Origin of the sequence: Actinopolymorpha sp. NPDC004070, assembly GCF_040610475.1 — a bacterium.
GTDB lineage: Bacteria > Actinomycetota > Actinomycetes > Propionibacteriales > Actinopolymorphaceae > Actinopolymorpha.
Map to the genome: position 1 here is coordinate 457,223 of NZ_JBEXMJ010000003.1, position 20,423 is coordinate 477,645.

Annotated in this window: 19 protein-coding genes; 10 read left to right on the top strand and 9 right to left on the bottom strand. The window is 69.2% G+C overall.

The features are described from left to right. Nucleotides 1-42: 42 nt before the first annotated feature. The gene (locus tag ABZV93_RS08580; protein ID WP_354932443.1) at nucleotides 43-1,590 is read left to right on the top strand and encodes a serine hydrolase domain-containing protein; all 1,548 of its coding nucleotides are present in this window, start codon (nucleotides 43-45) and stop codon (nucleotides 1,588-1,590) included. Between the two features lie 55 nt (nucleotides 1,591-1,645). Here the strand turns inward: ABZV93_RS08580 and ABZV93_RS08585 are convergent, their stop codons facing one another. From ABZV93_RS08585 to ABZV93_RS08600, 4 genes are all read right to left on the bottom strand, one after another. Beyond that, nucleotides 1,646-2,371: a cytochrome b/b6 domain-containing protein gene (locus tag ABZV93_RS08585; protein ID WP_354932445.1), complete on the bottom strand. Its 726-nt coding sequence runs from the start codon at nucleotides 2,369-2,371 to the stop codon at nucleotides 1,646-1,648. Beyond that, entirely contained in the window at nucleotides 2,361-2,849 is a 489-nt protein-coding gene (locus ABZV93_RS08590) for a hypothetical protein (protein WP_354932447.1), read from the bottom strand. The genes ABZV93_RS08585 and ABZV93_RS08590 overlap by 11 nt, the downstream gene beginning before the upstream one ends. A gap of 70 nt (nucleotides 2,850-2,919) precedes the next feature. Next, nucleotides 2,920-3,432 (bottom strand): GNAT family N-acetyltransferase, encoded by a 513-nt coding sequence (locus tag ABZV93_RS08595; protein ID WP_354932449.1) that lies wholly within the window; start codon nucleotides 3,430-3,432, stop codon nucleotides 2,920-2,922. 72 nt (nucleotides 3,433-3,504) lie between these two features. Beyond that, nucleotides 3,505-4,452: a phosphotransferase gene (locus ABZV93_RS08600; RefSeq protein WP_354932587.1), complete on the bottom strand. Its 948-nt coding sequence runs from the start codon at nucleotides 4,450-4,452 to the stop codon at nucleotides 3,505-3,507. 356 nt (nucleotides 4,453-4,808) lie between these two features. On the opposite strand from ABZV93_RS08600, the gene ABZV93_RS08605 reads away from it, so the two are divergent. Together ABZV93_RS08605 and ABZV93_RS08610 are read left to right on the top strand one after the other, a co-directional pair. Continuing rightward, nucleotides 4,809-6,674, top strand: a complete 1,866-nt coding sequence (locus ABZV93_RS08605; RefSeq protein WP_354932451.1) for an ABC transporter ATP-binding protein — start codon at nucleotides 4,809-4,811, stop codon at nucleotides 6,672-6,674. Further along, nucleotides 6,671-8,443 carry an ABC transporter ATP-binding protein gene (locus ABZV93_RS08610; protein WP_354932453.1) on the top strand — a complete coding sequence of 591 codons (1,773 nt, stop codon included), beginning with the start codon at nucleotides 6,671-6,673 and terminating at the stop codon, nucleotides 8,441-8,443. Before ABZV93_RS08605 ends, ABZV93_RS08610 begins: the two co-directional genes overlap by 4 nt. A 30-nt stretch (nucleotides 8,444-8,473) precedes the next feature. Here the strand turns inward: ABZV93_RS08610 and ABZV93_RS08615 are convergent, their stop codons facing one another. Next, nucleotides 8,474-8,617 carry a hypothetical protein gene (locus ABZV93_RS08615; RefSeq protein ID WP_354932455.1) on the bottom strand — a complete coding sequence of 48 codons (144 nt, stop codon included), beginning with the start codon at nucleotides 8,615-8,617 and terminating at the stop codon, nucleotides 8,474-8,476. 163 nt (nucleotides 8,618-8,780) lie between these two features. Between ABZV93_RS08615 and helR the strand changes: the two genes are divergently transcribed. Continuing rightward, nucleotides 8,781-10,928, top strand: a complete 2,148-nt coding sequence (gene helR, locus ABZV93_RS08620) for an RNA polymerase recycling motor ATPase HelR (RefSeq protein WP_354932457.1) — start codon at nucleotides 8,781-8,783, stop codon at nucleotides 10,926-10,928. A 441-nt stretch (nucleotides 10,929-11,369) separates the two neighbouring features. Here helR and ABZV93_RS08625 read toward each other — a convergent pair whose 3' ends face one another. Next, complete coding sequence (locus tag ABZV93_RS08625) at nucleotides 11,370-12,059, bottom strand: hypothetical protein (RefSeq protein WP_354932459.1); 690 nt, start codon at nucleotides 12,057-12,059, stop codon at nucleotides 11,370-11,372. A 250-nt stretch (nucleotides 12,060-12,309) separates the two neighbouring features. On the opposite strand from ABZV93_RS08625, the gene ABZV93_RS08630 reads away from it, so the two are divergent. After that, nucleotides 12,310-13,050 (top strand): class I SAM-dependent methyltransferase, encoded by a 741-nt coding sequence (locus ABZV93_RS08630; RefSeq protein ID WP_354932461.1) that lies wholly within the window; start codon nucleotides 12,310-12,312, stop codon nucleotides 13,048-13,050. Nucleotides 13,051-13,080: 30 nt separating this feature from the next. Here the strand turns inward: ABZV93_RS08630 and ABZV93_RS08635 are convergent, their stop codons facing one another. Together ABZV93_RS08635 and ABZV93_RS08640 are read right to left on the bottom strand one after the other, a co-directional pair. Beyond that, the gene (locus ABZV93_RS08635; protein ID WP_354932463.1) at nucleotides 13,081-13,629 is read right to left on the bottom strand and encodes a TIGR00730 family Rossman fold protein; all 549 of its coding nucleotides are present in this window, start codon (nucleotides 13,627-13,629) and stop codon (nucleotides 13,081-13,083) included. Nucleotides 13,630-13,672: 43 nt separating this feature from the next. Then, a complete protein-coding gene (locus tag ABZV93_RS08640; protein ID WP_354932465.1) occupies nucleotides 13,673-14,545 on the bottom strand; it encodes an SDR family oxidoreductase in 873 nt (290 codons plus the stop codon). Between the two features lie 88 nt (nucleotides 14,546-14,633). Between ABZV93_RS08640 and ABZV93_RS08645 the strand changes: the two genes are divergently transcribed. Both ABZV93_RS08645 and ABZV93_RS08650 read left to right on the top strand, forming a co-directional pair. Beyond that, nucleotides 14,634-15,239 (top strand): XRE family transcriptional regulator, encoded by a 606-nt coding sequence (locus tag ABZV93_RS08645; protein WP_354932467.1) that lies wholly within the window; start codon nucleotides 14,634-14,636, stop codon nucleotides 15,237-15,239. A gap of 49 nt (nucleotides 15,240-15,288) precedes the next feature. After that, on the top strand, nucleotides 15,289-15,837 hold the full coding sequence (locus ABZV93_RS08650; RefSeq protein WP_354932469.1) for an N-acetyltransferase family protein: 549 nt from the start codon (nucleotides 15,289-15,291) through the stop codon (nucleotides 15,835-15,837). A gap of 53 nt (nucleotides 15,838-15,890) precedes the next feature. Here the strand turns inward: ABZV93_RS08650 and ABZV93_RS08655 are convergent, their stop codons facing one another. After that, entirely contained in the window at nucleotides 15,891-17,375 is a 1,485-nt protein-coding gene (locus ABZV93_RS08655; RefSeq protein WP_354932471.1) for an MFS transporter, read from the bottom strand. Between the two features lie 102 nt (nucleotides 17,376-17,477). On the opposite strand from ABZV93_RS08655, the gene ABZV93_RS08660 reads away from it, so the two are divergent. From ABZV93_RS08660 to ABZV93_RS08670, 3 genes are all read left to right on the top strand, one after another. After that, nucleotides 17,478-18,353 (top strand): helix-turn-helix transcriptional regulator, encoded by an 876-nt coding sequence (locus tag ABZV93_RS08660; RefSeq protein WP_354932473.1) that lies wholly within the window; start codon nucleotides 17,478-17,480, stop codon nucleotides 18,351-18,353. A gap of 90 nt (nucleotides 18,354-18,443) precedes the next feature. Next, nucleotides 18,444-19,250, top strand: coding sequence for a methyltransferase (locus tag ABZV93_RS08665; RefSeq protein WP_354932475.1), 807 nt, complete (start codon nucleotides 18,444-18,446; stop codon nucleotides 19,248-19,250). A 108-nt stretch (nucleotides 19,251-19,358) separates the two neighbouring features. Continuing rightward, nucleotides 19,359-20,423, top strand: a 1,065-nt coding sequence (locus ABZV93_RS08670; protein WP_354932477.1) for a DUF222 domain-containing protein, incomplete at its 3' end; no start/stop codon positions are given.

Below are 20,423 nucleotides of genomic sequence, written 5' to 3' on the forward strand. Positions count from 1 at the left end.
AACGCCCCACGCTTCTGGACACTCGGGAAGGGGTCGGGAAGGATGACAAGGCTTTCACTGTGCGGCTGGACCCGAGCACACCCGGACGCGAGCGCTGCTCGCCGAGACCACGAGGATGTTCCGCTGAGCACTCACCTGTTGCCCGAAGGACCTCCCGCTTCGCAAGGGGTCGACGCGCGTGGTGTGCACGCGTTCCTGGACGCCGTGGAGCAGGCGCCGGAGATCGAGCCGCACAGCCTGATGATCATCCGGCACGGCCGGCTCGTCGCTTCGGGCTGGTGGGCTCCGTACTCACCTGACCGGCTTCATCTGCTCTACTCGCTGAGCAAGAGCTTCACATCGACGGCGGCCGGCTTCGCGGTGGCCGAGGGGCTCGTACGCCTCGATGATCCGGTGATCTCCTACTTCCCGGAGTTCGAGTCCGACATCACCTCGCCCCGAAGCCGTTCGATGCTCGTACGCCACATCGCGGCCATGGCGTCCGGCCACGAGGAGGAGACCCTCCAGCGGGCGATCGAGGCGGACCCGGACGAGATCGTGCGCGGGTTCCTGCTGGTCCCGCCGGACCGCGATCCCGGCACGGTCTTCGCCTACAACCAGCCCGCGACGTACACGCTCGGAACCATCGTCCAGAAGGTGACCGGACAGTCGCTCACCGACTACCTCCGCCCGCGGCTGTTCGAGCCGTTGGGCATCGGCGAGGTCGCGTGGCATCAGAGTCCGGCCGGCCGGGACCTCGGCTTCTCGGGGCTGCACGCGACCACCGACGCGATCGCCCGGCTCGGCCTGCTCTACCTGCAGGAGGGGAGCTGGGAGGGCAAGCAGTTGCTGCCCGCCACATGGGTCGCGGAGGCGACACGTTCGCACGTTTCGAACGCGGACGGCACCCCGGAGGGGGCGAACTCCGACTGGCAGCAGGGGTACGGCTTCCAGTTCTGGATGTCCCGACACGGCTTCCGCGGCGACGGTGCGTACGGCCAGTTCTGCGTGGTGCTGCCCGAACACGACGCGGTGATCGCGATGACCGCGGCGACCGTGGAGATGCAGGCTCTGCTGGACGCGATGTGGGACAACCTCCTGCCGGCGTTCGGGACGGGGCCACTCGACGGCCGGGAGGACGACGACGCTGCGCTGGCGGAACGCCTGTCCCGGTTGGCGCTCTCGCCGGCTCTGGGTGAGCCCGCGCCGCCCACCGATCCCGCAAGCTGGTCCGGCGCGGAGTTCACTCCGGCCGGTGGTGCGTGCGCCGATCAGTCGAGCCTGACGGGGGTCGCGGTCGCGCCGGCCGAGGACGGCGGCTGGGCCATCTCTCTGACCGACGGTGGCGAGCGTCTCGAGCTCCGACTCGACGGGAAGGGCTCCTCGGGCTGGACGGTCGACTCGGGTGGCGACGCAGCCGCGGCCGTACCCACGGCCGTCAGTGGTGGGTGGGCCGACCAGGACACGTTGGCGTTCGACGTGGTGTTCCTGGAGACGCCGCACCGGCTGGCGGTGAGCTGCTCGCTTGCGGATCGTACGTTCACCGCGCGGTGGCGGACTGTCCCGCTGCACGGTGGTCCGCTGCGATCGATGTGTGCCCCTCGCCGTTGACGGCGGGCAGTGGGAGACCCAGTGGCCGGGCGGCCAGGAGAACGGTCAGGACAGGTCAGGACGGCCTGTCCTTCCCCTGGTCGCGCTGACCGCTGCCTTCGTTGGACCGGTTGCCGCGCAGCGACGAGGAGGTCGAGGACGGCCACAGACGTCGGGCGACCTGCACCGGTAGCCTGCCGCCGAGGTGCATGGACTTCCACGCGCCGCGGTATCCGGGAAGGATTCCGGAGGCGATCGTGACATGTCCGAGGATCAACGCGGTGCCGACGTAGGTTCCCCATCGGTGCACCCGCACGAGGACGGTGAACAACGAGCCGCCGCTGAGCCACGCCAGGCCCACCCCGGAGGCGATGACCACGAGGAGACAGACGGCGATCGCCAGGTTGAAGAGCCGTTGCCCGGGGTCGAAGTGCCCACGATGAGGAGGGAACCTGCCCGTCAGGACCGCCACCGGCCAACGGCGGAACCACTCCAAGTCCCCTGGATCGCTGCGGACGGATTCGTCGAGAAAGGTCCTGAGCGCGCGCCTGCCGGCAAGGAGGCCAACGACTGCCACCGCTGCCGAAACCCATCCCGTGAGCGTGTGTATCCGGGTGTCGGGAACCCCCGAAACTCTCGCCAGGATGCTTGGTCTGCCCTCGTTCCCGAGAGTGAGCCACCAGCCGGTGCCGAACAGCACGACGAGGATCGTGTAGCTGACAGCGTGGAACCAGCGTGTCTTCCGGTTGTACCGCCGCACGTATCCGGCTACAGCGCTTCCAGAGGACGGCTCAGTAGCCATACCCGCCGCCGCCGTTGGAGCCGCTCTTGCCGGAACCGCTGGAGCCGCCCTTCTTGGCGGAGCCGTTCGTGACGGTCACCATAATCCGGGCCTTCGGCCCGACCGGAGAGTGATCGGCGTGTTGCAAGGTGATCCCGACGGTGTGCTTGCCCGTCGGAAGGTTCTTGATCTGGTAGCTCGTCTTCGTGACCACGGTGTACTCGTTGGTCTTCCCGTCCACGAAGATGTGAACGTGGTCCTTCCCGGAGTCGGTCGGGCCGATGGGCACACCGGGATCGAACTTCAACGTGAACGGCACTTTGACCGAGGCTCCCTCGGCCGGCGACAGAATCCTGATTTTCGCCGCTTCGCCCTTGCCGCCGGAGCCGCTGTCGGAGCCGTTGTCGGTGCTCGTCGTCGCCTGGCCGGCATGCCCACAGGCCGCGACCATCAGTAGCGCCGCAGCACCGATCGAGATCTTGAACTGGCGTGCTGACATTGACCCGTACCTCCAGCGCTCGCCCGATGTGGTCCAACACCGTTCAACACGCAGGTGGGTGAGCAGAGGTTCAGCCGGACGCCCGCCAGCTACCTCGTCGCCTTGCGATGCCGCGGCGCATCACGCTGTAGTGCTCGCGTTGTTCGACAAGCTCGAACCGGTGCGTGTCGTACAGCGATCTTGGGCCGCGCCAGTTGTCCTCGTCGACGTTCTCCTGGTTGGCGAACGGATACGCCTCCACCCAGGTCATCCCCCTGGCCGGGGCGTCGGCGAGTACCCGCCGAAGGAGAGCGGTCACGAGTCCGTGGCCCCGATAGGGCGGCGCGATTCCGAAGCAGGAAAGGGAAATCACATCACCGTCGGGTGGATCGGCATCGTCGCCGAGCCGGTACATCGAGCACTCGGTGCGTCTCGAGGCGTTGACCCAGCCGGCGGGCTCGCCGTCGACGTACCACCGCGCCGACGGTGTTGCGGCGCTCCGCCGATCCGGTGAGCCGTTGCGTCGCCTCCGCGAAGTTGCGGACCGCCATGTCGGGGAACGGCCAGTCCGGATGTTGCGAGCGCACGTGCGCGAGGTACGCATCGCTGAAGGCCGCCAGGTCCGGGCCTTCCACGAGGACCGAGCACTCGTCACAGCGAAGACTGTTGCCCGACGTCATGCTCGGGTTCTCCGTCCGTCCCCATCAAGTTCGTCGATCAGCTGCTGTGCCCAGGCGACGTGACCCGCCGTCCAGCCGAGGTCCGCGCCCCACGCGGCTTCGACGACACAGATGTGGAACCGGTAGAACGCCAACATTCGTTGGGCATGCTCGATGTCGTAGGGGTTCCGCGCGAAGTAGCGTGCATGCAGCGTCGGATGTAGCTGCGCCGGCCGCTCGTCGTCGGCGGGACCTCCACCCACGAACCGTACGAGGTCATACAGCGGGTCGCCGACCAGCGCCGCGCCCCAGTCGACGATCGCGGTGACCGCACCGGTCGCCGGATCGACGTAGACCTCCCCGTCACCGAGGTCGGCGTGCAGGAGGACACCGGGCGCGCGGTCGAGGACACCGGCGAAGGTGCTGCACAACTGCCGGGCATTGGAGGCGAACTCCGCCGGAACCCCGTCCGTGCGCGTCAGCAAGTCGAGCGCTTCGTCAACCGTCTCGTGCTGCCACTGTGACCACGACAAGAGCACGCCGTCATGAGCGCCGTCCGCAACGGCACCGAAGCCGGGCAGGGCAACCTGGTGGAGCAGCGTGTAGTAGTCCGCAAGCTCGTCGAGGGTCCGGGTGATGGTCGGTGCCGTACGTCCGACATCCTGCAACGTCTGGCCGGTCGCGGCGCGCGTGATCATCCAGCGCCCGCCCGGGAGCCGGTCGTCGTTCCCGACGCCCAGTACGTCGACGGCAGGGACGCCCGCCGCTCGGACGCGCTCCATCACCGCGGCTTCGGTGTGAACGTTCTGGTTGGCGCCCGCCTTGACGAACACCGTCAGGCCGTCGTCCACGCGCGCCTCGACGACGACCGTCGGTCCCCACGTCAGAAGCGCGCGGGTGGAAGTGGGCTTCGTCCCGAGGAACTCGGCGACGACCTCGGCGGCACGATGATGCTCCGGCGACATCTCCACGCGATCACGGTAGGACGACGGTCAACCCGTTATCCGCCACCCGCCGGCTGTCCCGAGCCCCGTCGGCACTCCGGAGCGTGCAAGGAAAGCTACCTGATGCTGATGCCGGCGTCCTGATCCGGCCACACCCAGGATTTCGCCCTACATAAGGGGAACGACAGCCGGCGTGACCGCAGAGCGCCTGCCTGAAGAACGACCGACCTGAGGAGAAGCAGGCTTGACGTCCCGAAGCGGCATTCCCTTGCCGAGCCTCACATCGGTCGCCGATGATGGGCGGTTCCGAGTGAAGGGATGTGCCTTCGGTCGTGTCCGTTCGCGGATCTCGCAGTGGCTATGGAAGGTTCGCCCGGGTGGCCTGGCAGGCGGGTCCGGGTTTGACCGCCGTCACCGCGCTCACTGTGCTGCTGGGTGCCGCGGCACCGCTGGGACTCGCCGGTGTGGTCGGTGCGGTGGTGGGCCGGGCGGGCGACGTCGCGGCCGAGGGGCTGACCTCGCCGGCGGGCCGGTCGGCGCTGTGGTGGGCGGCCGCCGCGGCGGGTCTTCTGATGGTGGTGTGGGTGGCGGGCTCGGTGCGTTCGGCTGCCGCGACCGCGTTGGGCGAAAGGGTCGACGCCACCCTCCAACGGGAGTTGATGCGCGCGGTCGGAGAGCCGGTCGGAATCGGCCACCTGGAGGATCCCAGGACGGCCGAACTCATCACCGTCGGCCGGGAGACCTTCCGCGGATCGTGGGGCCGTCCGGGCCGGTTGGCATCCACCGTCGCCGGTCTGCTGACCGGCCGGATCGTGCTGGTGGGCGCCTGCGTGCTGGTCGCCGGGTTCGATCCGCTGCTCGGGTTCGCGTTGCTGGCCGCCGGATCCTGGGCGGCGTACGAGGAGAAGGTCGCCTCGCGCGCCGAGGCCGCCCATCACTACGGCGCCAGTGAGGTCGCCCGGCGACTGGAGTACCTCTACGGGCTGGCGTCGAGCCCCGAAGCCGCCAAGGAGGTAAGGGTCTTCGGGCTCGCGGGGTTCCTGCGCGATCGTTACACGACGCTGTGGCGGCGGTCGATGGCCGACGTGATCAGGCCTTTGCCGCGACGGGCGGTCGTCGCCAACGTCGTCACCGCCGCCGTGGTCGTCGGCGGTCTGGCCTGGATCGCCGTACGTGCCGCACAGGGCGAGGCCACCGCGGGCCAGGCGGCGGTGTGGGCACAGGCACTGATGACCGGACTCCTCGGCGTTCACCAGTCGGCCTGGACCGGCCTGCAGACCGAGTTGGCGCTGGCCACCCTCCGCCGCTTCGACGAGGCGATCGAGGCAGCCGAAGCGGCGGCGGGTGACGACCAGGAGTCTGCAGACAAAGCGCCGGTATCCGCGCCTTCCGGTGGGCCTCGCCGCGAGATCCGCTTCAAACGCGTGTCGTTCTCCTATCCTGGCGCGGCAACGCCCGTACTCGACGGCCTCGACCTGGTGGTCCCGGCCGGTCGCTCCCTCGCGATCGTGGGCGTCAACGGCGCTGGGAAGACCACGATCATCAAGCTGCTGTGCCGGATGTACGAGCCCGGCTCCGGACGCCTCACCGTCGACGGCACCGATCTGGCTGCGGTCGACGCTCGCGACTGGCGGCGCCAGGTGGCCGCGGTGTTCCAGGACGCAACGCGGTTCCCGTTGGCCGCCCGCGAGAGCATCGCGATGGGATCACCGGACCTCGCCGTCGACCAGGCCGGCGAGTGTGCCGCCGTCGACCAGGCCGGCGTCGAGTCCGCCGCCGAACGCGCGGGTATCGCCAAGGAGATCGAGGCGTTGCCCTCGTCCTGGGACACGCCGCTGTCGTCCCACTATCCCGGTGGCGCCGACCTGTCCGGTGGCCAGTGGCAGAAGCTGGCCCTGGCGAGGGCGTTGTACGCGGCCGACCACGGCGCGGGCGTTCTGATCCTGGACGAGCCGGCCGCACACCTCGACGCCCGCGCCGAGGCCCGTCTCTACGCACGGTTCCTGGAGCTCACCGCGGGTCTCACCACGATCGTGATCTCGCACCGGTTCTCCACCGTTCGCCGCGCCGACGAGATCGTGGTGCTGGACGGCGGCCGGGTCGCCGAACGCGGCAGTCACGACGACCTGATGGCACTCGGCGGGAGGTACGCGGAGATGTTCCGGCTCCAGGCCGCTCGCTTCTCCGACCGTACGAGCGACTCGGCGAACGACTTCGAAGGAACGGCTGAGGTGACCGCATGACGGGCTGGCGCCACACCGGACGGCTGCTCCTCGGCATCGGGCGGGAGATCGGCGTCGTGGTGTGCGTACTCCACGTTCTGGTGGTCGCCACCTCGCTTCTCGGCCCGTTGTTACTCGCTGTCGGGCTGCGTCCACTCGTGGACGGTGCGGTCTCCGGCGACCCCCGTCAACTTGTCATTGGCGGTGTGCTCTCCGGCGTGGCCCTGCTGCTGACCGCGCTGGCGCCGGTCGGCTACCGCTGGGCGGTGATTCGGATGCGGGAACGTTCCCAGATGGTGGTCCAGCGCCGCCTACTCACGTTGTCGGCGTCCGCGCCGGGGCTCGGCCACATCGAGCTTCCCGCGTACCGCGACCGGTTGGAGCTGCTGAAGCAACGATCGGACGAACTCGCGGACGGCCTTACCCTGCTGGCGATCGCTCCGATCACTGTCGTCCAACTGGTTGTCACCGGGGTGTTGCTGGGTCAGGTGCAACCCTTCCTGCTGGTGATTCCGCTGCTCGCGATTCCGGCCGTACGACTGGCCAGGAGGGCGGAGCGGCTGCGTGACTCCGCGGAGTTGCGGACTGCGGCGGACCGCAGATCCGCACAGGATCTGTTCGCCCTCGCGGCGACCCCGGCGTCGGGCGCGGAAGTACGCGTGCACGGTGTGGGTGCGGAGTTGGTGGCCCGGCACGCCGCGGCGTCGCGGACCCGGCACCGTGCAGTCGAAGCGGCGATCTTCCGCTCCGTCGGCGCCACCGTGGCGGTGTGGCTGTGCTACGCGGCGGCGTTCTTCGGTGCCGTGGTGTTGGTCCTGCGCCAGGTCGCGGCGGGGGAGGCCACCGCGGGCGACGTGGCCATGGTGCTCGGGCTGGCAGCCGCCGTGGTCGGCGCCGCGGGTGCACTGTCCAGCCAGGCAGGTTCGGCGATGCGCGTACGCACGGTCGCCGATCACTACCGCTGGCTGGAACGTGAGGCGCGCAAGCAGGACTTGCGTACGGTCACACCACCTGACCGTCTCCTCGACGGGATCACCTTGGAGGGCGTGCACTTCGCCTACCCGGGCACCGAGCGGCCGGTGCTGACCGACGTGTCGCTGCGCCTGCCCGCCGGCGGGGTGGTCGCACTGGTCGGCGAGAACGGCGCCGGCAAGTCGACCTTGGTGAAGCTCCTCACCGGAATGTACGAACCCGCCGCGGGCCGGATCGCCGTGGACGGAGCCGACCTGACCAGCCTCGACCCGGACGCCCTTCGCGAACGCGTCACCGCCGGCTTCCAGGACCACGCTCGCTTCGAACTCGCGGTGAGGGAAAGCGTCGGCGTCGGCGACCTGTCCCGGATGGTCGACGACCATGCCGTCCGGACTGCGTTGAACGCAGCCGGCGCGGGCTTCGCCGAGCACTTGCCGGCGGGACTGGACACGCCGTTGGGTGCTGGATGGGAGGGCGGCGCCGAACTGTCCGGCGGCCAGTGGCAACGGCTCGCCCTCGCCCGGGCGGCGATGCGGCTGCGGCCGCTGCTGGTGGTGCTGGACGAGCCGACCGCCGCGCTCGACCCACATGCCGAGCACGCGTTGTTCCAGCGCGTTGCCGACGGGTCCCGCCGAGGCCGCGCGGACGGGCGGATCACCCTGCTGGTCTCACACCGGTTCTCCACCGTGCGGATGGCCGACCTGATCGTCGTACTCTCCGACGGACACATCACCGAGTCCGGCACGCATGCCGAACTGCTCACCCGAGGCGGTCTCTACGCCGACCTCTACAACCTCCAGGCCGAGTCGTACCGCTGAACGCTCCAGGCCGAGTCGTACCGCTGAACGTCAGTGGGAGCTCTCCCAGAAGACGACTCGGTTTCCCACCGGATCGGCGATCAACGAGTGCCGGGGCATGTTCTCGCCGTCGGTCGGTGGGTAGTGCTCGGCCGCTCCGCGCCCGCCGGCAGGGCGCCCGGTGGAGGTGATCATGAGAGGTCCGTCAGATCCGTCAGGTCCGCACGGACGACGAAGGGCAAGGAGAACGAACTCCTTGCCCTTCTAAACGTATAGCGGACCCGGGGGCTTGCGGCAAGACCCCGGTCGTGCCGCAGAATCACAGGCCGAACCATGGGACGTACCGAAACGGGGCGCAATGAACCCACTGACCACCGGCGTGTTCGACCTGCCCGACCACCTGGCCCACAAGGCCGACCCGAAGTTGATCAGCGACGACGAGCAGCATTTCGCCGCCATCGAGGAGTCCCTCGAGCAGACGATCACCGAACTCTCCGACCGCCTCGCCGCCGCCCGCAGGGCGCCGGGCGGCAAGGGCCAGCAGGCGCTGGACCGCGACCTGGAGATCCACCGCCTGACCGCCCGCCTGCGTACGCTGCGCCGGTTCGGCCTGGACCTGTGCCTGGGGCACATGGTCGGCGTGGACGAACCCGATCCTGTCCATGTCGGCCGGCTCGGCCTGACCGACAGCGAGGGGTGCCGGCTGCTGATCGACTGGCGCTCGCCTGCGGCGGAGCCGTTCTTCGGCGCGACCCACGCGAACCCGATGGGTCTGAGGAGCCGGCGCCGCTACCGCTGGACCCGCGGCCGGATCAGCGACTACTGGGACGAGGTGTTCACCCCGGAAGGGCTCGAAGGTCACGCGGCGCTCGACGACCAGTCCGCGTTCATCGCCAGCCTGGGCAGCAGCCGCTCGCCACAGATGCGGGACGTGCTCGGGACCATCCAGGCCGACCAGGACGCGATCATCCGCGCCGGCTCCCGGGGGACTCTCGTCGTCGACGGCGGCCCGGGTACGGGCAAGACCGTCGTGGCGCTCCACCGCTCGGCGTACCTGCTCTACTCGGATCCTCGGCTCAGCGAGCGCCGTGGCGGCGTTCTGTTCGTGGGTCCGCACCAGCCCTACCTCGCCTACGTCGCCGACGTACTTCCCAGCCTCGGTGAGGACGGCGTGCAGACCTGCACGCTGCGAGACCTCCTGCCCGAGGGCGCGTCAGCGGGCCTGGAGGCGGACCCGAACGTGGCCCGGCTGAAGGCGTCCGCGGACATGGTGAAGGCGATCGAGCCGGCGGTCAGGTTGTACGAGCAGCCGCCGGGCAAGGGGATGATGGTCGAGACCCACTGGTCCGACATCTGGCTGAGTCCGGCCGACTGGCGGGAGGCGTTCGAGGCGGCCGAACCCGGCACCTCGCACAACGACGCACGCGACCAGGTGTGGGAGGAACTGCTCACGATCCTGGTCGACAAGCACGACAGCGACGAGGAGGTTCCGCCCGAACTGCTGCGCAGATCCCTGCTGCGGAACAGGGACCTGGTTACGACCTTCAACCGGGCGTGGCCGCTCCTCGAACCGACCGACATCGTTGGCGATCTGTGGGAGGTTCCCGCCTACCTGCTCATGTGTGCTCCCTGGCTTACCCAGGACGACGTACGACTGCTGCAGCGCAAGGAAGCGCGTGCGTGGACGGTTTCCGACCTGCCGCTCCTGGACGCGGCACGACAGCGGATCGGTGACCCGGAGGCCGCGCGGCGCAGACGTCAGCAGAAGGCCGCCGCTGCCGCCGAACGCGAACGCATGGACCGGGTTGTCGAAGAACTGATCCAGTCCGACGACGAGGGCATGTTCGCCCAGCTGCGCCAGCACGGCATCCGTGAAGCGCTCGTCGACCAGGATGCCCTGCCCACCGCCGACCCTGACGTGCTCGCCGGCCCGTTCGCGCACATCGTGGTGGACGAGGCTCAGGAACTCACCGACGCGGAGTGGCAGATGCTGGTGCTGCGCTGCCCTTCCCGAAGCTTCACCATCGTCGGCGACCGGGCCCAGGCCAGGCACGGCTTCACCGAGTCATGGCAGGAACGACTCGAGCGGATCGGGCTCGACCGGATCAGGCTGGCGTCCCTGAGCATCAACTACCGCACCCCGGAAGAGGTCATGGTCGAAGCCGAGCCGGTCATCCGGGCCGTGCTCCCCGACGCCAACGTGCCGACGTCCATCCGCAGGAGCGACACCCCCGTCCTGCATGGGCCGGCGTCGGCTCTCACGTCGATTCTCGACACCTGGCTCGCCGAGCATGTCGAGGGAACCGCTTGTGTCATTGGTGATCCGGCGTTCCGGGCGACGGCTCGCGTCCGGTCGCTGACGCCGGAGCTGGCGAAGGGGCTGGAGTTCGATCTGGTCGTACTCGTCGACCCCGAGTCGTTCGGTGAGGGCATCGAAGGTGCAGTCGACCGTTACGTCGCGATGACCCGAGCGACCCAGCGCCTCGTCGTCCTCACCAGCTCATGACGAGGGCCCGGTCCCGATGGCGTGGACCAGGGCGACCTGTGGCCCGGGAACATCTGCCGCCCGGTCGACGGCGGGGTCGCCCGGTTCTTCGATTTCGCCGATGCCACGTGGGGCCACCCCGTTCGGCTCGTTGGCGATGATGGCCGTCGAATGTGTGTACCGATGGGAGGTCCCACAACCCGACAATGCCGTGAACCTGCGTGAGCAGCGCACCCGCGAGGTGATCGACACCTACCTGCGTGAGTGGACGGACTTCGCCCCGCTGGAGGACCTGCGTGAGCTGACCGGCTATGCGCTAGGGTCGCGCCCCTCAACCGCACGGGCGCGTGGATCCGCAATCTCGAAGACGCCGGCCCGGAGGATCTGGACCGATACGGCCGCATGCCGTGGGCGTGGCTCGAGGACGTCACCAAGCCCGTCCTCATCTGACTCCCGCGCTCCTCAGCCGGCCGAGGCCGAGATGTCGATTCGTACGGCGTATCCGAGCGTGAGGTCCTCGGTGAGGTGCAGGCCGAGTTCGGTGATCCTGCCGTCGCGCGGGTGCCAGTCCCTGCCGGGGGTGGTCCGGCCGAGCAGCGGTTCCAGGGCGTCGATCGTCGGCTTCCACAGGTTGAGCCAGTTCCGACGTCCGACCGTGAAAGCCAACTCCAGCGCCACCGGTCCCTCCGGCAGGATGACGGCGTGACGCGCAACCTGGTCATGGACCTGTTGCTTGTACGAAGTGCTGCTTGCCGAAGCGGTGGTGTGGACGCTGATCGTCGAGTTGCCGTCGAGGTCTGCCCGGGTGACGGCCGGTTCCACGCGGATGAACGAGGTCGTGTGGCGGCTCTTCGTGCACCACACCGAGACCAGATGTGACGCCGTCTCACAGCTGAGGTGCTGCGCCAGCGGGTATGCGAAGTTGTCGAGGTCGTGCTGGTCGAGGACGGGGACGGTCTCGGGGAGGCCGACGTCCAGCCGCAGGCTCCATGGCCCGATCATCGCACTCAGTGCCGGCCTCACCAGGCTGGTGGCGTGGTGCAGGTAGTGCTGGAGTCTCAACTGGCTCGGATGAGTGGCGGCGTCCCAGCTCGCGAGCCTCGGCTGCGTCCCGAGCTCCTGTGCTGGCCCTTCCGGCCGGGCGTACCTCATGATCGCATCATGCTGCGCGGAGGCGGTCTTTACCAGTCCGCCTGCTCGCGTTCTCCCCAAGAAAGCTCAGTGAGTTTCCTCGGCCGGGTTCACGTGCATCCGGCGCAATGTCGCGTTGGCGACCGCCACGAGGAGCGCCAGCACGATACTCAGGGGCACGACGGGCTTGTTCCCGCCCGGCACCCGAAATCAACGGGACAGGCCGTTCCGTGACCCGGCGCCGCACGGCCGACCTGGCATGATGCTGACCATGACAACGGGTGAGGAGCACAGAAAGCACACGCAGGCAGGGTCTTTCGGGGCCGCGGCGGACGCTTACGAGCGCGGTCGACCGCCGTATCCGCCGGAGGCGGTGACCTGGCTGGTCCCCGAGCACGCGACCACCGTGGTCGATCTCGGCGCGGGCACCGGCAAGCTGACCCGCGCGCTGCTTGCCCCGGGCCGCACTGTCATCGGGGTGGAGCCCTCCGCCGGGATGCGCGAGCAGTTCTCCCAGGTGCTTCCCGACGTGCCGGTCCTGGAAGGAACAGGGGAGTCGATCCCGCTGCCCGACTCGAGCGTGGACGCGCTCGTCTGTGCGCAGGCCTGGCACTGGGTCGACCCGGAGGTGGCGGTCCCGGAGGTTGCCCGGGTGCTACGCCCGGGCGGTCGGCTGGGCCTGGTGTGGAACCTCCGCGACGCTTCGGTGCCCTGGGTCGCGGAGCTGGACCGGATCCTGCGCGACTACGCGGCGGCCCCGACGGAGGACCGTCAGGTGGAGCACGTCGGCGCACCGTTCGGACTCGTCGAACGCCAGGACTTCCACTGGAGCCACCCGATGACGGCCGGAGACGTCATGGACATGATCGCGTCCCGCAGCTACGTGATCACCCTCGATTCGGCGACCAGGGAGGAGCTTCTGCAGCGCGTGCGGGAGCTTCTGGATACCGAGCGTCCGACCGCCATGCCGTACACCACCGAGTGCTACCGAGCCGAGCTCGGACAGCACTGAGACCTCGGACAGCACTGAGACCGTACGCGGTCAGGCGCCCAGCTTCTGCGACAGTCCCTTGAGTACGTCGGACAGGTTGCCGTCGACAACCACGTCCTCCAACGTGACCGCGGACAGGAATCCGGCAGAAGAGATCCCGTGCAGCGCGTCAAGGAGAGGTTGCCAGAACCCCTCGGCGTTCAGGAATCCCACCGGCTTACGGTGGAAGCCGAGCTGGCGCCACGTCCACACCTCGAAGATCTCCTCCAACGTGCCCAGGCCTCCGGGCAGGGCGAGGAACGCGTCGGCATTGTCGGCCATGATCGCCTTGCGCTCGTGCATCGTGGCGCAGACACGGAGGTCGGTGAGGTCGGTTCGGGCCCACTCGCGGTCGACCATCGCCTGCGGGATGACGCCGATCACCTCACCGCCCGCGTCCAGCGCACCCTGGGACAGTTCACCCATCAGTCCCGCCCGGCCGCCTCCGTAGACGAGGCCGATCTCGCGCCGCGCCAACTCCTCACCGACGCTGTAGGCCAACGTCGCGAAGGTGGGGGAGTTGCCGTTCGTCGAACCAGTGAACACCGCGATCCGTCTCACTGCTGCTTCCTTCCTGTCCTGCTGGGCTTCGTACTCAAGGTCCTCACGTGTCGGAACGAGGGACGGCCGCCAACGACGCAAGGTGGTCGGCGATGGCGGCGCGATCGGCCGCCGCCTGCCTGGCGGGACGCCCACTGCTCAGGCCCCCATCCACCACCAAGTCGTGCCCGGTGACGAACCCGGAGGCGTCGCTGGCCAGCCACACGATGGCCGACGCGACATCTCGGGGTACGCCTACCCGGTGGAACGGCTGCCAGGTGCTGAGCCTCTCGGCGAACAGCGCGCCGAGAGCATCGGGGTCATCGTCGGCTCGGTCGGGATCAACCCCGGCGGTCTTCGCCTGGATGCCCGACAGCACCGGGCCGGGCGAGACCGAGTTGACCCGCACGCCGTGGGCGCCGAGCTCGGCCGCGGCGCACCGGGTGTAGTGGACCAAAGCGGCCTTGGCGGCGGAGTAGTCCGTCGACGACCAGCCGGCCAGCCGCGCGCTCACGCTGCTGACGTTGACGATGCTGCCCGACCCCTGCTCGACCATGATCGGCGCAGCGTACTTCACGCCTGCGCAGGCGCCGAGGACGTGCACGTCGAACGCGTACCGAAGCCGTTGCAGGTCCATCGAGAGCACGCTCGCCGGCGTGCCGCCGTCACCTGCGCTGTTGACCAGGCAGTCGACGCGTCCGAAACGCTCTGCCGTACGGGTGATCAAGGCACGCATGTCGTGCTCGGAGGTGACGTCCGTCGCCACGAACTCCGCCGCCGGGCCCAGCCGGGTGGCGATCTCCTCACCGCGATGCCGTCGCCGTCCGGCCAGCACGACGCTGGCACCTTCGTCGATCATGTGCTCGGCCGTGGTAGCGCCGATGCCGCTTGTGGCGCCGGTGACGACCGCGACCTTGCCGTTCAGTACGCCTGGCATTTGGAGACCTCCCGTACAGACAACCCGCCCATTGTCCGACCATCGTGACCCTAGCAATCCGTCCCAGATCAGGGATATGGTCTCAGATATGGACGACGCCGAGGTGAGGGCGGCCGGCAGCACCGAGAGTTCCGGCCCGGACGGCTGGGAAGCCCGCCTGCCGGGCCGCCTCGCGGAGCTGCGGGTGGAACACGACTGGTCGCTGGACGAACTCGCACGGCGCACCGGTGTCAGCCGGTCCACCCTGTCCCGGCTGGAGCGTGCCGAGATCAGCCCGACGGCGGCGTTGCTGGGCAGGTTGTGCTCGGCGTACGGAAAGACCATGTCGCAGCTGCTGGCAGAAGTGGAGTCGGAGGCGCCTCAGCTGGTGCGTTCGGGCCAGCAGCTGGTGTGGCAGGACGAGGCGTCGGGCTTCACCCGAAGGTCGGTGTCCCCGCCTCAACCCGGCCTGCGTGGTGAGGTCATGGAGGGCGTGCTGCAGCCCGGCGCCGACATTCCCTACGACCGGCCTCCCGTCCCGGGCCAGGAGCAGCACGTCTGGGTGATCAGGGGAGTGTTGGAGCTCACCCTCGACAGCGACGTGCATCAGCTCCGGACCGGGGACGTGCTGCGATTTCGGCTCTGGGGAAGCTCGCGCTTTCGCAATCCGAGCACGAAGCCGGTCAGGTACATGGTGGTCATCATCCAGCAGTGATCGCCCGCCACGGAATCCGTGCCATCCGAGACGGAAGGAATCGAAGTCAGTGAGCAAGGACGACTTGCCGACGGCAGACGTCAAGGTGCGCGAAGCCACCGCGGACGACGCCCCGGCATGCGCGGCGATCTACGCCCCGTACGTCGAGAACACCGCGATCACCTTCGAGATCGAACCGCCCAGCCCAGCAGTCATGGCGGAGCGGATCGAGTCGGCGCTGCGCACCCATGCGTGGTTCGTCCTCGAGGAGCAAGGCCGGGTTGTCGGTTACGCCTACGGCGGGCCCTTCAAGACGCGTGCCGCCTACCGCTGGTCCTGCGAGGTCAGCGTCTATCTCGAACTCGGCCGGCGCCGCTCCGGTGGTGGACGCGCGTTGTACGAGGCGCTCCTCCCACGTCTGGCCGAGCGCGGTTTCCGTACGGCCGCTGCCGGAATGACGCTGCCCAACGACGCGAGTGTCGGCTTCCATCAGGCCATGGGATTCGAACCTGTGGGGACCTACCGGAGAATCGGCTGGAAACACGGCGCCTGGCACGACGTGGCGTGGGCTCAGAGGGTGATCGCCACCGGCGACGACCCGCCGGCCGAGCCACACTGACCCGCGACGCCGGCCCGGGCCGACACGCACGCTGACAACCCGGGCTTGACGGATCACGCCCGGGCTTTCCTCCGCGTACGGGGAAGGGCGAGGGCGAAGAGCCCGGCAGCCACCACGCAGACGGCGCCGTTCACGGCGAGCGCGGTGGCCACACCATGCTGAACGTTGCCGGCGACACCGGCTCCGGCAGCCGTGGCGATGGCCGACATCACCGGTGTGCCCAGGGTGATTCCCACCTGCTGGCTCATGGTGGCGAGCCCGGTGGCCAGTCCTTGCTCGGCATCGGGAAGCCCGGCCGTCGCGGTCACCATGAACCCCACGATCGCCACCAGGTTGGCGACGCCACCGGCGAAGGTCGCGACGAGCAGGACGGCCAGCCAACCGGGGAGTTGGCTGAGAAACACCAGCGGGAGAGTCGCCGCGGCCTGTACGACGAAGGCGGTGACGATGGCTCGCTTGCCGCCGATCCGGCCGATGACGCGCGGCGCGACCAGCCCACCGGCGATCGTCCCCACGCCCAGCACCGCGAACGCGAGCCCTGCCTGCAGGGGCGTGTAGCCGCGTACCTTCTGCAGGTACAACGTCAGCAGGAAGACCACCGAGGTCTCGGTCGCGAACGCGAGTACGCCGGCCAGATTGCCCCAGCCGATCGTGCGCCGCGCGAGGATCCGTAGAGGCACCAGCGGCTGGGCGACGGCACGTTCGATGATCACGAATGCCACCAGCAGTGCCGCGGCCACCACCAGGAACAGCCAGCATCGCGGGTCACCCCAGGAACGCTCACCGGCCTGGGTCAGGCCGTACACCCCGGCGACCAGCGCGAGGGTCACCGTCACCGCTCCCGGCGCGTCGAGAGGGGGACGGTCGTCCGCGCGGCTCTCCCGCAGCACGGCCGGTCCGGTGGCGAGCACCAGGACGGCGACGATCACGTTGATGAAGAAAGCCCACCGCCAGTTGATCAGGTCGGTCAGCAGTCCGCCGAGGATCGCGCCGGTGGTGAAGCTGGCCGCCATCAGGGCACCGTTGAGGCCAAGAGCCCGGTCGCGCAGAGGCCCTTCGGGAAACGAGGTGGTCAGCAACGAAAACGCCGCCGGGATCACCGCGGCCGTGGCCAGGCCCTGGGCGACGCGGGCGACCAGGAGGAGCCACGGCGCGTCGGCCAGACCGCCGACCAGCGAGGCCACCCCCAGCAGGGCGATGCCGGCCAGGAACTGGCGCCGGCGGCCGAACAGGTCGGCGAATCGCCCGAAGAACAACGTGAATCCTGCCGCGCACACGGCGAAGGCGGTCGAGATCCACTGCAGGCCGGACAGGTCGAAGCCCACGTCGGTGCCGATGCGCGGCAATGCGACGTTCAGGATCGAGAAGTCCACGGCGAGGGTGAAGCTCGCGGTGAGGAGGACGAGCAACACGATCCGGTCGCGCGGGCCGGCAGCCGCGGGGCCCTGGCTGCCCGCGCTGTCCGGGCTGTCCGGGCCGCCCTGGCCGCGGCGCCCGGTGTCGACGGCGACGAAGGTGGGTGAGGAGTCGAAGGTCATGGTCTGACTTTCGGGCCGGCGGATCGTGCAGGCCAGCACCCGCCGCTTGGTACCACTGACAGGGACACCCACGGCGCCGGAAGCCCGGGCACAATGGGAGCCATGCCAGCCGACCTGCAGCGCGTACGGAAGCCCAACGAGCTCGGCGACTTCCTGCGCACGCGCCGGGCATCGCTGCGTCCCGAGGATGCCGGGATCACCACGTGGGGCAGCCGTCGCGTTCCCGGTTTGCGCCGGGAGGAGCTGGCCCAGCTCGCCGGTATCTCCGTCAATTACTACACCCGGCTCGAGCAGGGCCAGTCGACCAACGCCGGCGACGCGATCGTCGAGGCGCTCGCCCGGGCACTGAACCTCGACGACGCCGAACGCGCCCATCTGCACACGCTCGCCCGCCCCGTCGCCACCAAGCGGCGCAGGGGAGCCCGCACGGAGGCGCCGACCGCGGGCGCCATCGCCCTCGTCGCGTCCATGTCGAACGTCCCCGTCCTTCTGCTCGGCCGACGCAACGACGTACTCGCCTGGAATCCCCTCGGTCACGCGCTGCTCGCCGGTCACCTCGACCCGTCGGCGCCCGCACGGCCCGAGACGCGCCCGAACCAGATGCGGCTGCTGTTCCTGGATCCGCACATCCGCGAGCTGCACCGCAACTGGGACGAGGAGGCGGCCCTGGCCGTGGCGTCTCTGCGCTACACCGCCGCGCAGTACCCCGACGACCGGCTGCTGGCCGAGCTCATCGGTGACCTGTCGATCAACAGTCCGGAGTTCGCGCGCCTGTGGGCCAAGCATGACGTACGCCTGTGCTCCAGCGGCACGAAGCGTCTGCACCACCCGGAGGTCGGTGACCTCGAGCTGCACTACGAGGTCCTGCATCTGCCCGACAGCAACGGCCAGCGACTGCTCACCCATACTCCGGCCGAAGGGTCCTCCGCGGCAGACGCGCTCAGTCTCCTCCACCGCAGGCTTCCGCGTGCGCCATGACCGCAACGTGTCAAGCCGTCCCTGACAGACTGGTGAGAGGTGGTCCGCCGGGCATCGCGTTTCGCCAACCACCGAAGGTAGGTTGAGCTGATGGATGGCGACGCCTGGGCAACCCTTGCGGACCTGTTCGCCGACGAGGCCTACGCCTCGGTGAAGGGGTACGTCCGCACCTATGTGATGCACCAGCAGTTGCTGGAGCAGCTGCCGGCTCCGCCGGCGACGGTGCTCGACGTGGGTGGCGGTGCGGGCCATCAGTCGTTCCCGCTCGCCCAGGCCGGCTACGACGTGACGTTGCTCGACCCGTCACCGGCGATGCTGGACAAGGCCCGGCAGCGGCTCGGGCGACTGCCCGAGGAGGTCCGGCAGCGGGTGACGCTGGTGGAGGCCGACGGGGAGCACGCGGACGAGGCGGTGAGCGGCCGTCGGTTCGGGGCGGTGTTGTGCCACGGCGTACTGGGATACCTCGAACAGCCGGAGCCGATGGTCGACCAGCTGTGCCGGTGCACTGCAGCCGACGGCATCGTGTCGATCATGACCGCCAACGCACAGGCGATGGCCGTACGCCCCGCGCTGGAACGGCGGTGGGAGGACGCGCTGGCGGCGTTCGACTCCCGACGTGAGATCGGCGTGCTCGGGGTGCCTGGTCGCGCCGACACGGTGGACGAGCTCGGCGAGCTCATGCAGCGGCGCGGCGTCGAACCGGTGCGGTGGTACGGCGTGTGGCTGTTCGTCGACTGGCTCGAGTTCGGTGGAGCGGAACTGGACCCGGGCGATGCGAAGGAGGTGGCGGCGACGGCCGCGGTCGAACTCGAGGCCAGCCGTCGAGACCCGTACCGCCAGCTCAGCCGCGTCTTCCACCTCGTGGGCCGCAAGGTCGGTGCCAAGCCCACGAGCTGACTGGTCCTGACGCCGGGGTCGAGCCGAGTGAAAGATGACGCGGATTCGTCTTGTGGGTAAGGGGTTTCCCGCGCGCATCAGTCGATCTCATCCGGTAGAATCGAACGCGTGAGCGACGGTAGTGGTTTCTTCGGCGGCGACGCGGGTGGGGGCCCGGGTCGTCGCCGGGTGCTGCCTGCTGGGTTGGCGGAGATGCTGCCCGGGCCGCGGCTTGCTGTGCTGGTTGCCTCGGTGGACCGCAGACTGTGTAACGGGTTCGAGCTGGAGGAGCTGGTCAGGGCGCGTCGGAAGCTGATCGGCTGGCTTGAGGCCGAGTGCCTGTCCGATGTGAACGAGTTGGCCCACACCGCCCCCGGTATGCCCGAGGAGCCGGCGCAACGCAGTGTCGAGTTGGACTCGATGACCCAGGTCGTTCTGGAGGCTCTGCTGGGATGGTCCGGCTATCACGCCGACTGGTATCTGACGCTGGCCACCACCCTTCCCCGCCTGCCCCGGGTGCGTGCGGCGTTGGCGTCGGGGCGGTTGGAGTTGGCTGAGGTCCGCATCATTGTGGACCGGGTCACCGACGCCAAACCGCATCTGTGGGGCGCGATCGAGGACGCGATCTTCCCCAAGGTGCTGGAGCTTCGTGGTGGGTTGTTGCGGGCGATGGTGGAGGCGGAGGTGGTCAAGGCCGACCCGGACGCTGCCGCCAAACGCCACCGTGCCGCAAGGGCCGGGCGGAACGTCGCGATCTGGCCTGCCGTCGACGGTGTCGCCGACCTCGCCATCCGCGGACTGTCCGCGGACCAGGCCGCGGAGGCGTACGGCTACGTCGACGCCATCGCCCGGGCCGTCAAGTCCAGCGGCGACCCCCGCAACCTCAGCCAGTTGCGTGCGGACGTGGCCTACTCCCTACTCGCCGGCACCGCCGACATCACCGACTGCTCAGCCCCAAGCCAAGCTGACCGGCCCCACGACAAGACCGACCAGGACCAGGCCGACCAGGACGACCAGGACGAGACTGGGGCGGACCAAGCGGCTCAGGAAGAGCCTGAACCGGAGCAGTCTGAGACTGAGTCTGAGCAGGGCAACACCGAGCAGGGCAACACCGAGCAGGGCAACACCGAGCAGGGCAACACCGAGCAGGGCAACACCGAGCAGGGCAACACCGAGCAGGGCAACACCGAGCAG

Bases quoted from the DNA above. Each gene is read 5' to 3' on its own strand.
- ABZV93_RS08580 (WP_354932443.1), top strand. From the start codon at position 43: ATGACAAGGCTTTCACTGTGCGGCTGGACCCGAGCACACCCGGACGCG.
- ABZV93_RS08585 (WP_354932445.1), bottom strand. From the start codon at position 2,371: ATGGCTACTGAGCCGTCCTCTGGAAGCGCTGTAGCCGGATACGTGCGG.
- ABZV93_RS08590 (WP_354932447.1), bottom strand. From the start codon at position 2,849: ATGTCAGCACGCCAGTTCAAGATCTCGATCGGTGCTGCGGCGCTACTG.
- ABZV93_RS08595 (WP_354932449.1), bottom strand. From the start codon at position 3,432: ATGCGTACCTCGCGCACGTGCGCTCGCAACATCCGGACTGGCCGTTCC.
- ABZV93_RS08600 (WP_354932587.1), bottom strand. From the start codon at position 4,452: ATGTCGCCGGAGCATCATCGTGCCGCCGAGGTCGTCGCCGAGTTCCTC.
- ABZV93_RS08610 (WP_354932453.1), top strand. From the start codon at position 6,671: ATGACGGGCTGGCGCCACACCGGACGGCTGCTCCTCGGCATCGGGCGG.
- ABZV93_RS08615 (WP_354932455.1), bottom strand. From the start codon at position 8,617: ATGATCACCTCCACCGGGCGCCCTGCCGGCGGGCGCGGAGCGGCCGAG.
- helR (WP_354932457.1), top strand. From the start codon at position 8,781: ATGAACCCACTGACCACCGGCGTGTTCGACCTGCCCGACCACCTGGCC.
- ABZV93_RS08625 (WP_354932459.1), bottom strand. From the start codon at position 12,059: ATGAGGTACGCCCGGCCGGAAGGGCCAGCACAGGAGCTCGGGACGCAG.
- ABZV93_RS08630 (WP_354932461.1), top strand. From the start codon at position 12,310: ATGACAACGGGTGAGGAGCACAGAAAGCACACGCAGGCAGGGTCTTTC.
- ABZV93_RS08640 (WP_354932465.1), bottom strand. From the start codon at position 14,545: ATGCCAGGCGTACTGAACGGCAAGGTCGCGGTCGTCACCGGCGCCACA.
- ABZV93_RS08645 (WP_354932467.1), top strand. From the start codon at position 14,634: ATGGACGACGCCGAGGTGAGGGCGGCCGGCAGCACCGAGAGTTCCGGC.
- ABZV93_RS08655 (WP_354932471.1), bottom strand. From the start codon at position 17,375: ATGACCTTCGACTCCTCACCCACCTTCGTCGCCGTCGACACCGGGCGC.
- ABZV93_RS08660 (WP_354932473.1), top strand. From the start codon at position 17,478: ATGCCAGCCGACCTGCAGCGCGTACGGAAGCCCAACGAGCTCGGCGAC.
- ABZV93_RS08665 (WP_354932475.1), top strand. From the start codon at position 18,444: ATGGATGGCGACGCCTGGGCAACCCTTGCGGACCTGTTCGCCGACGAG.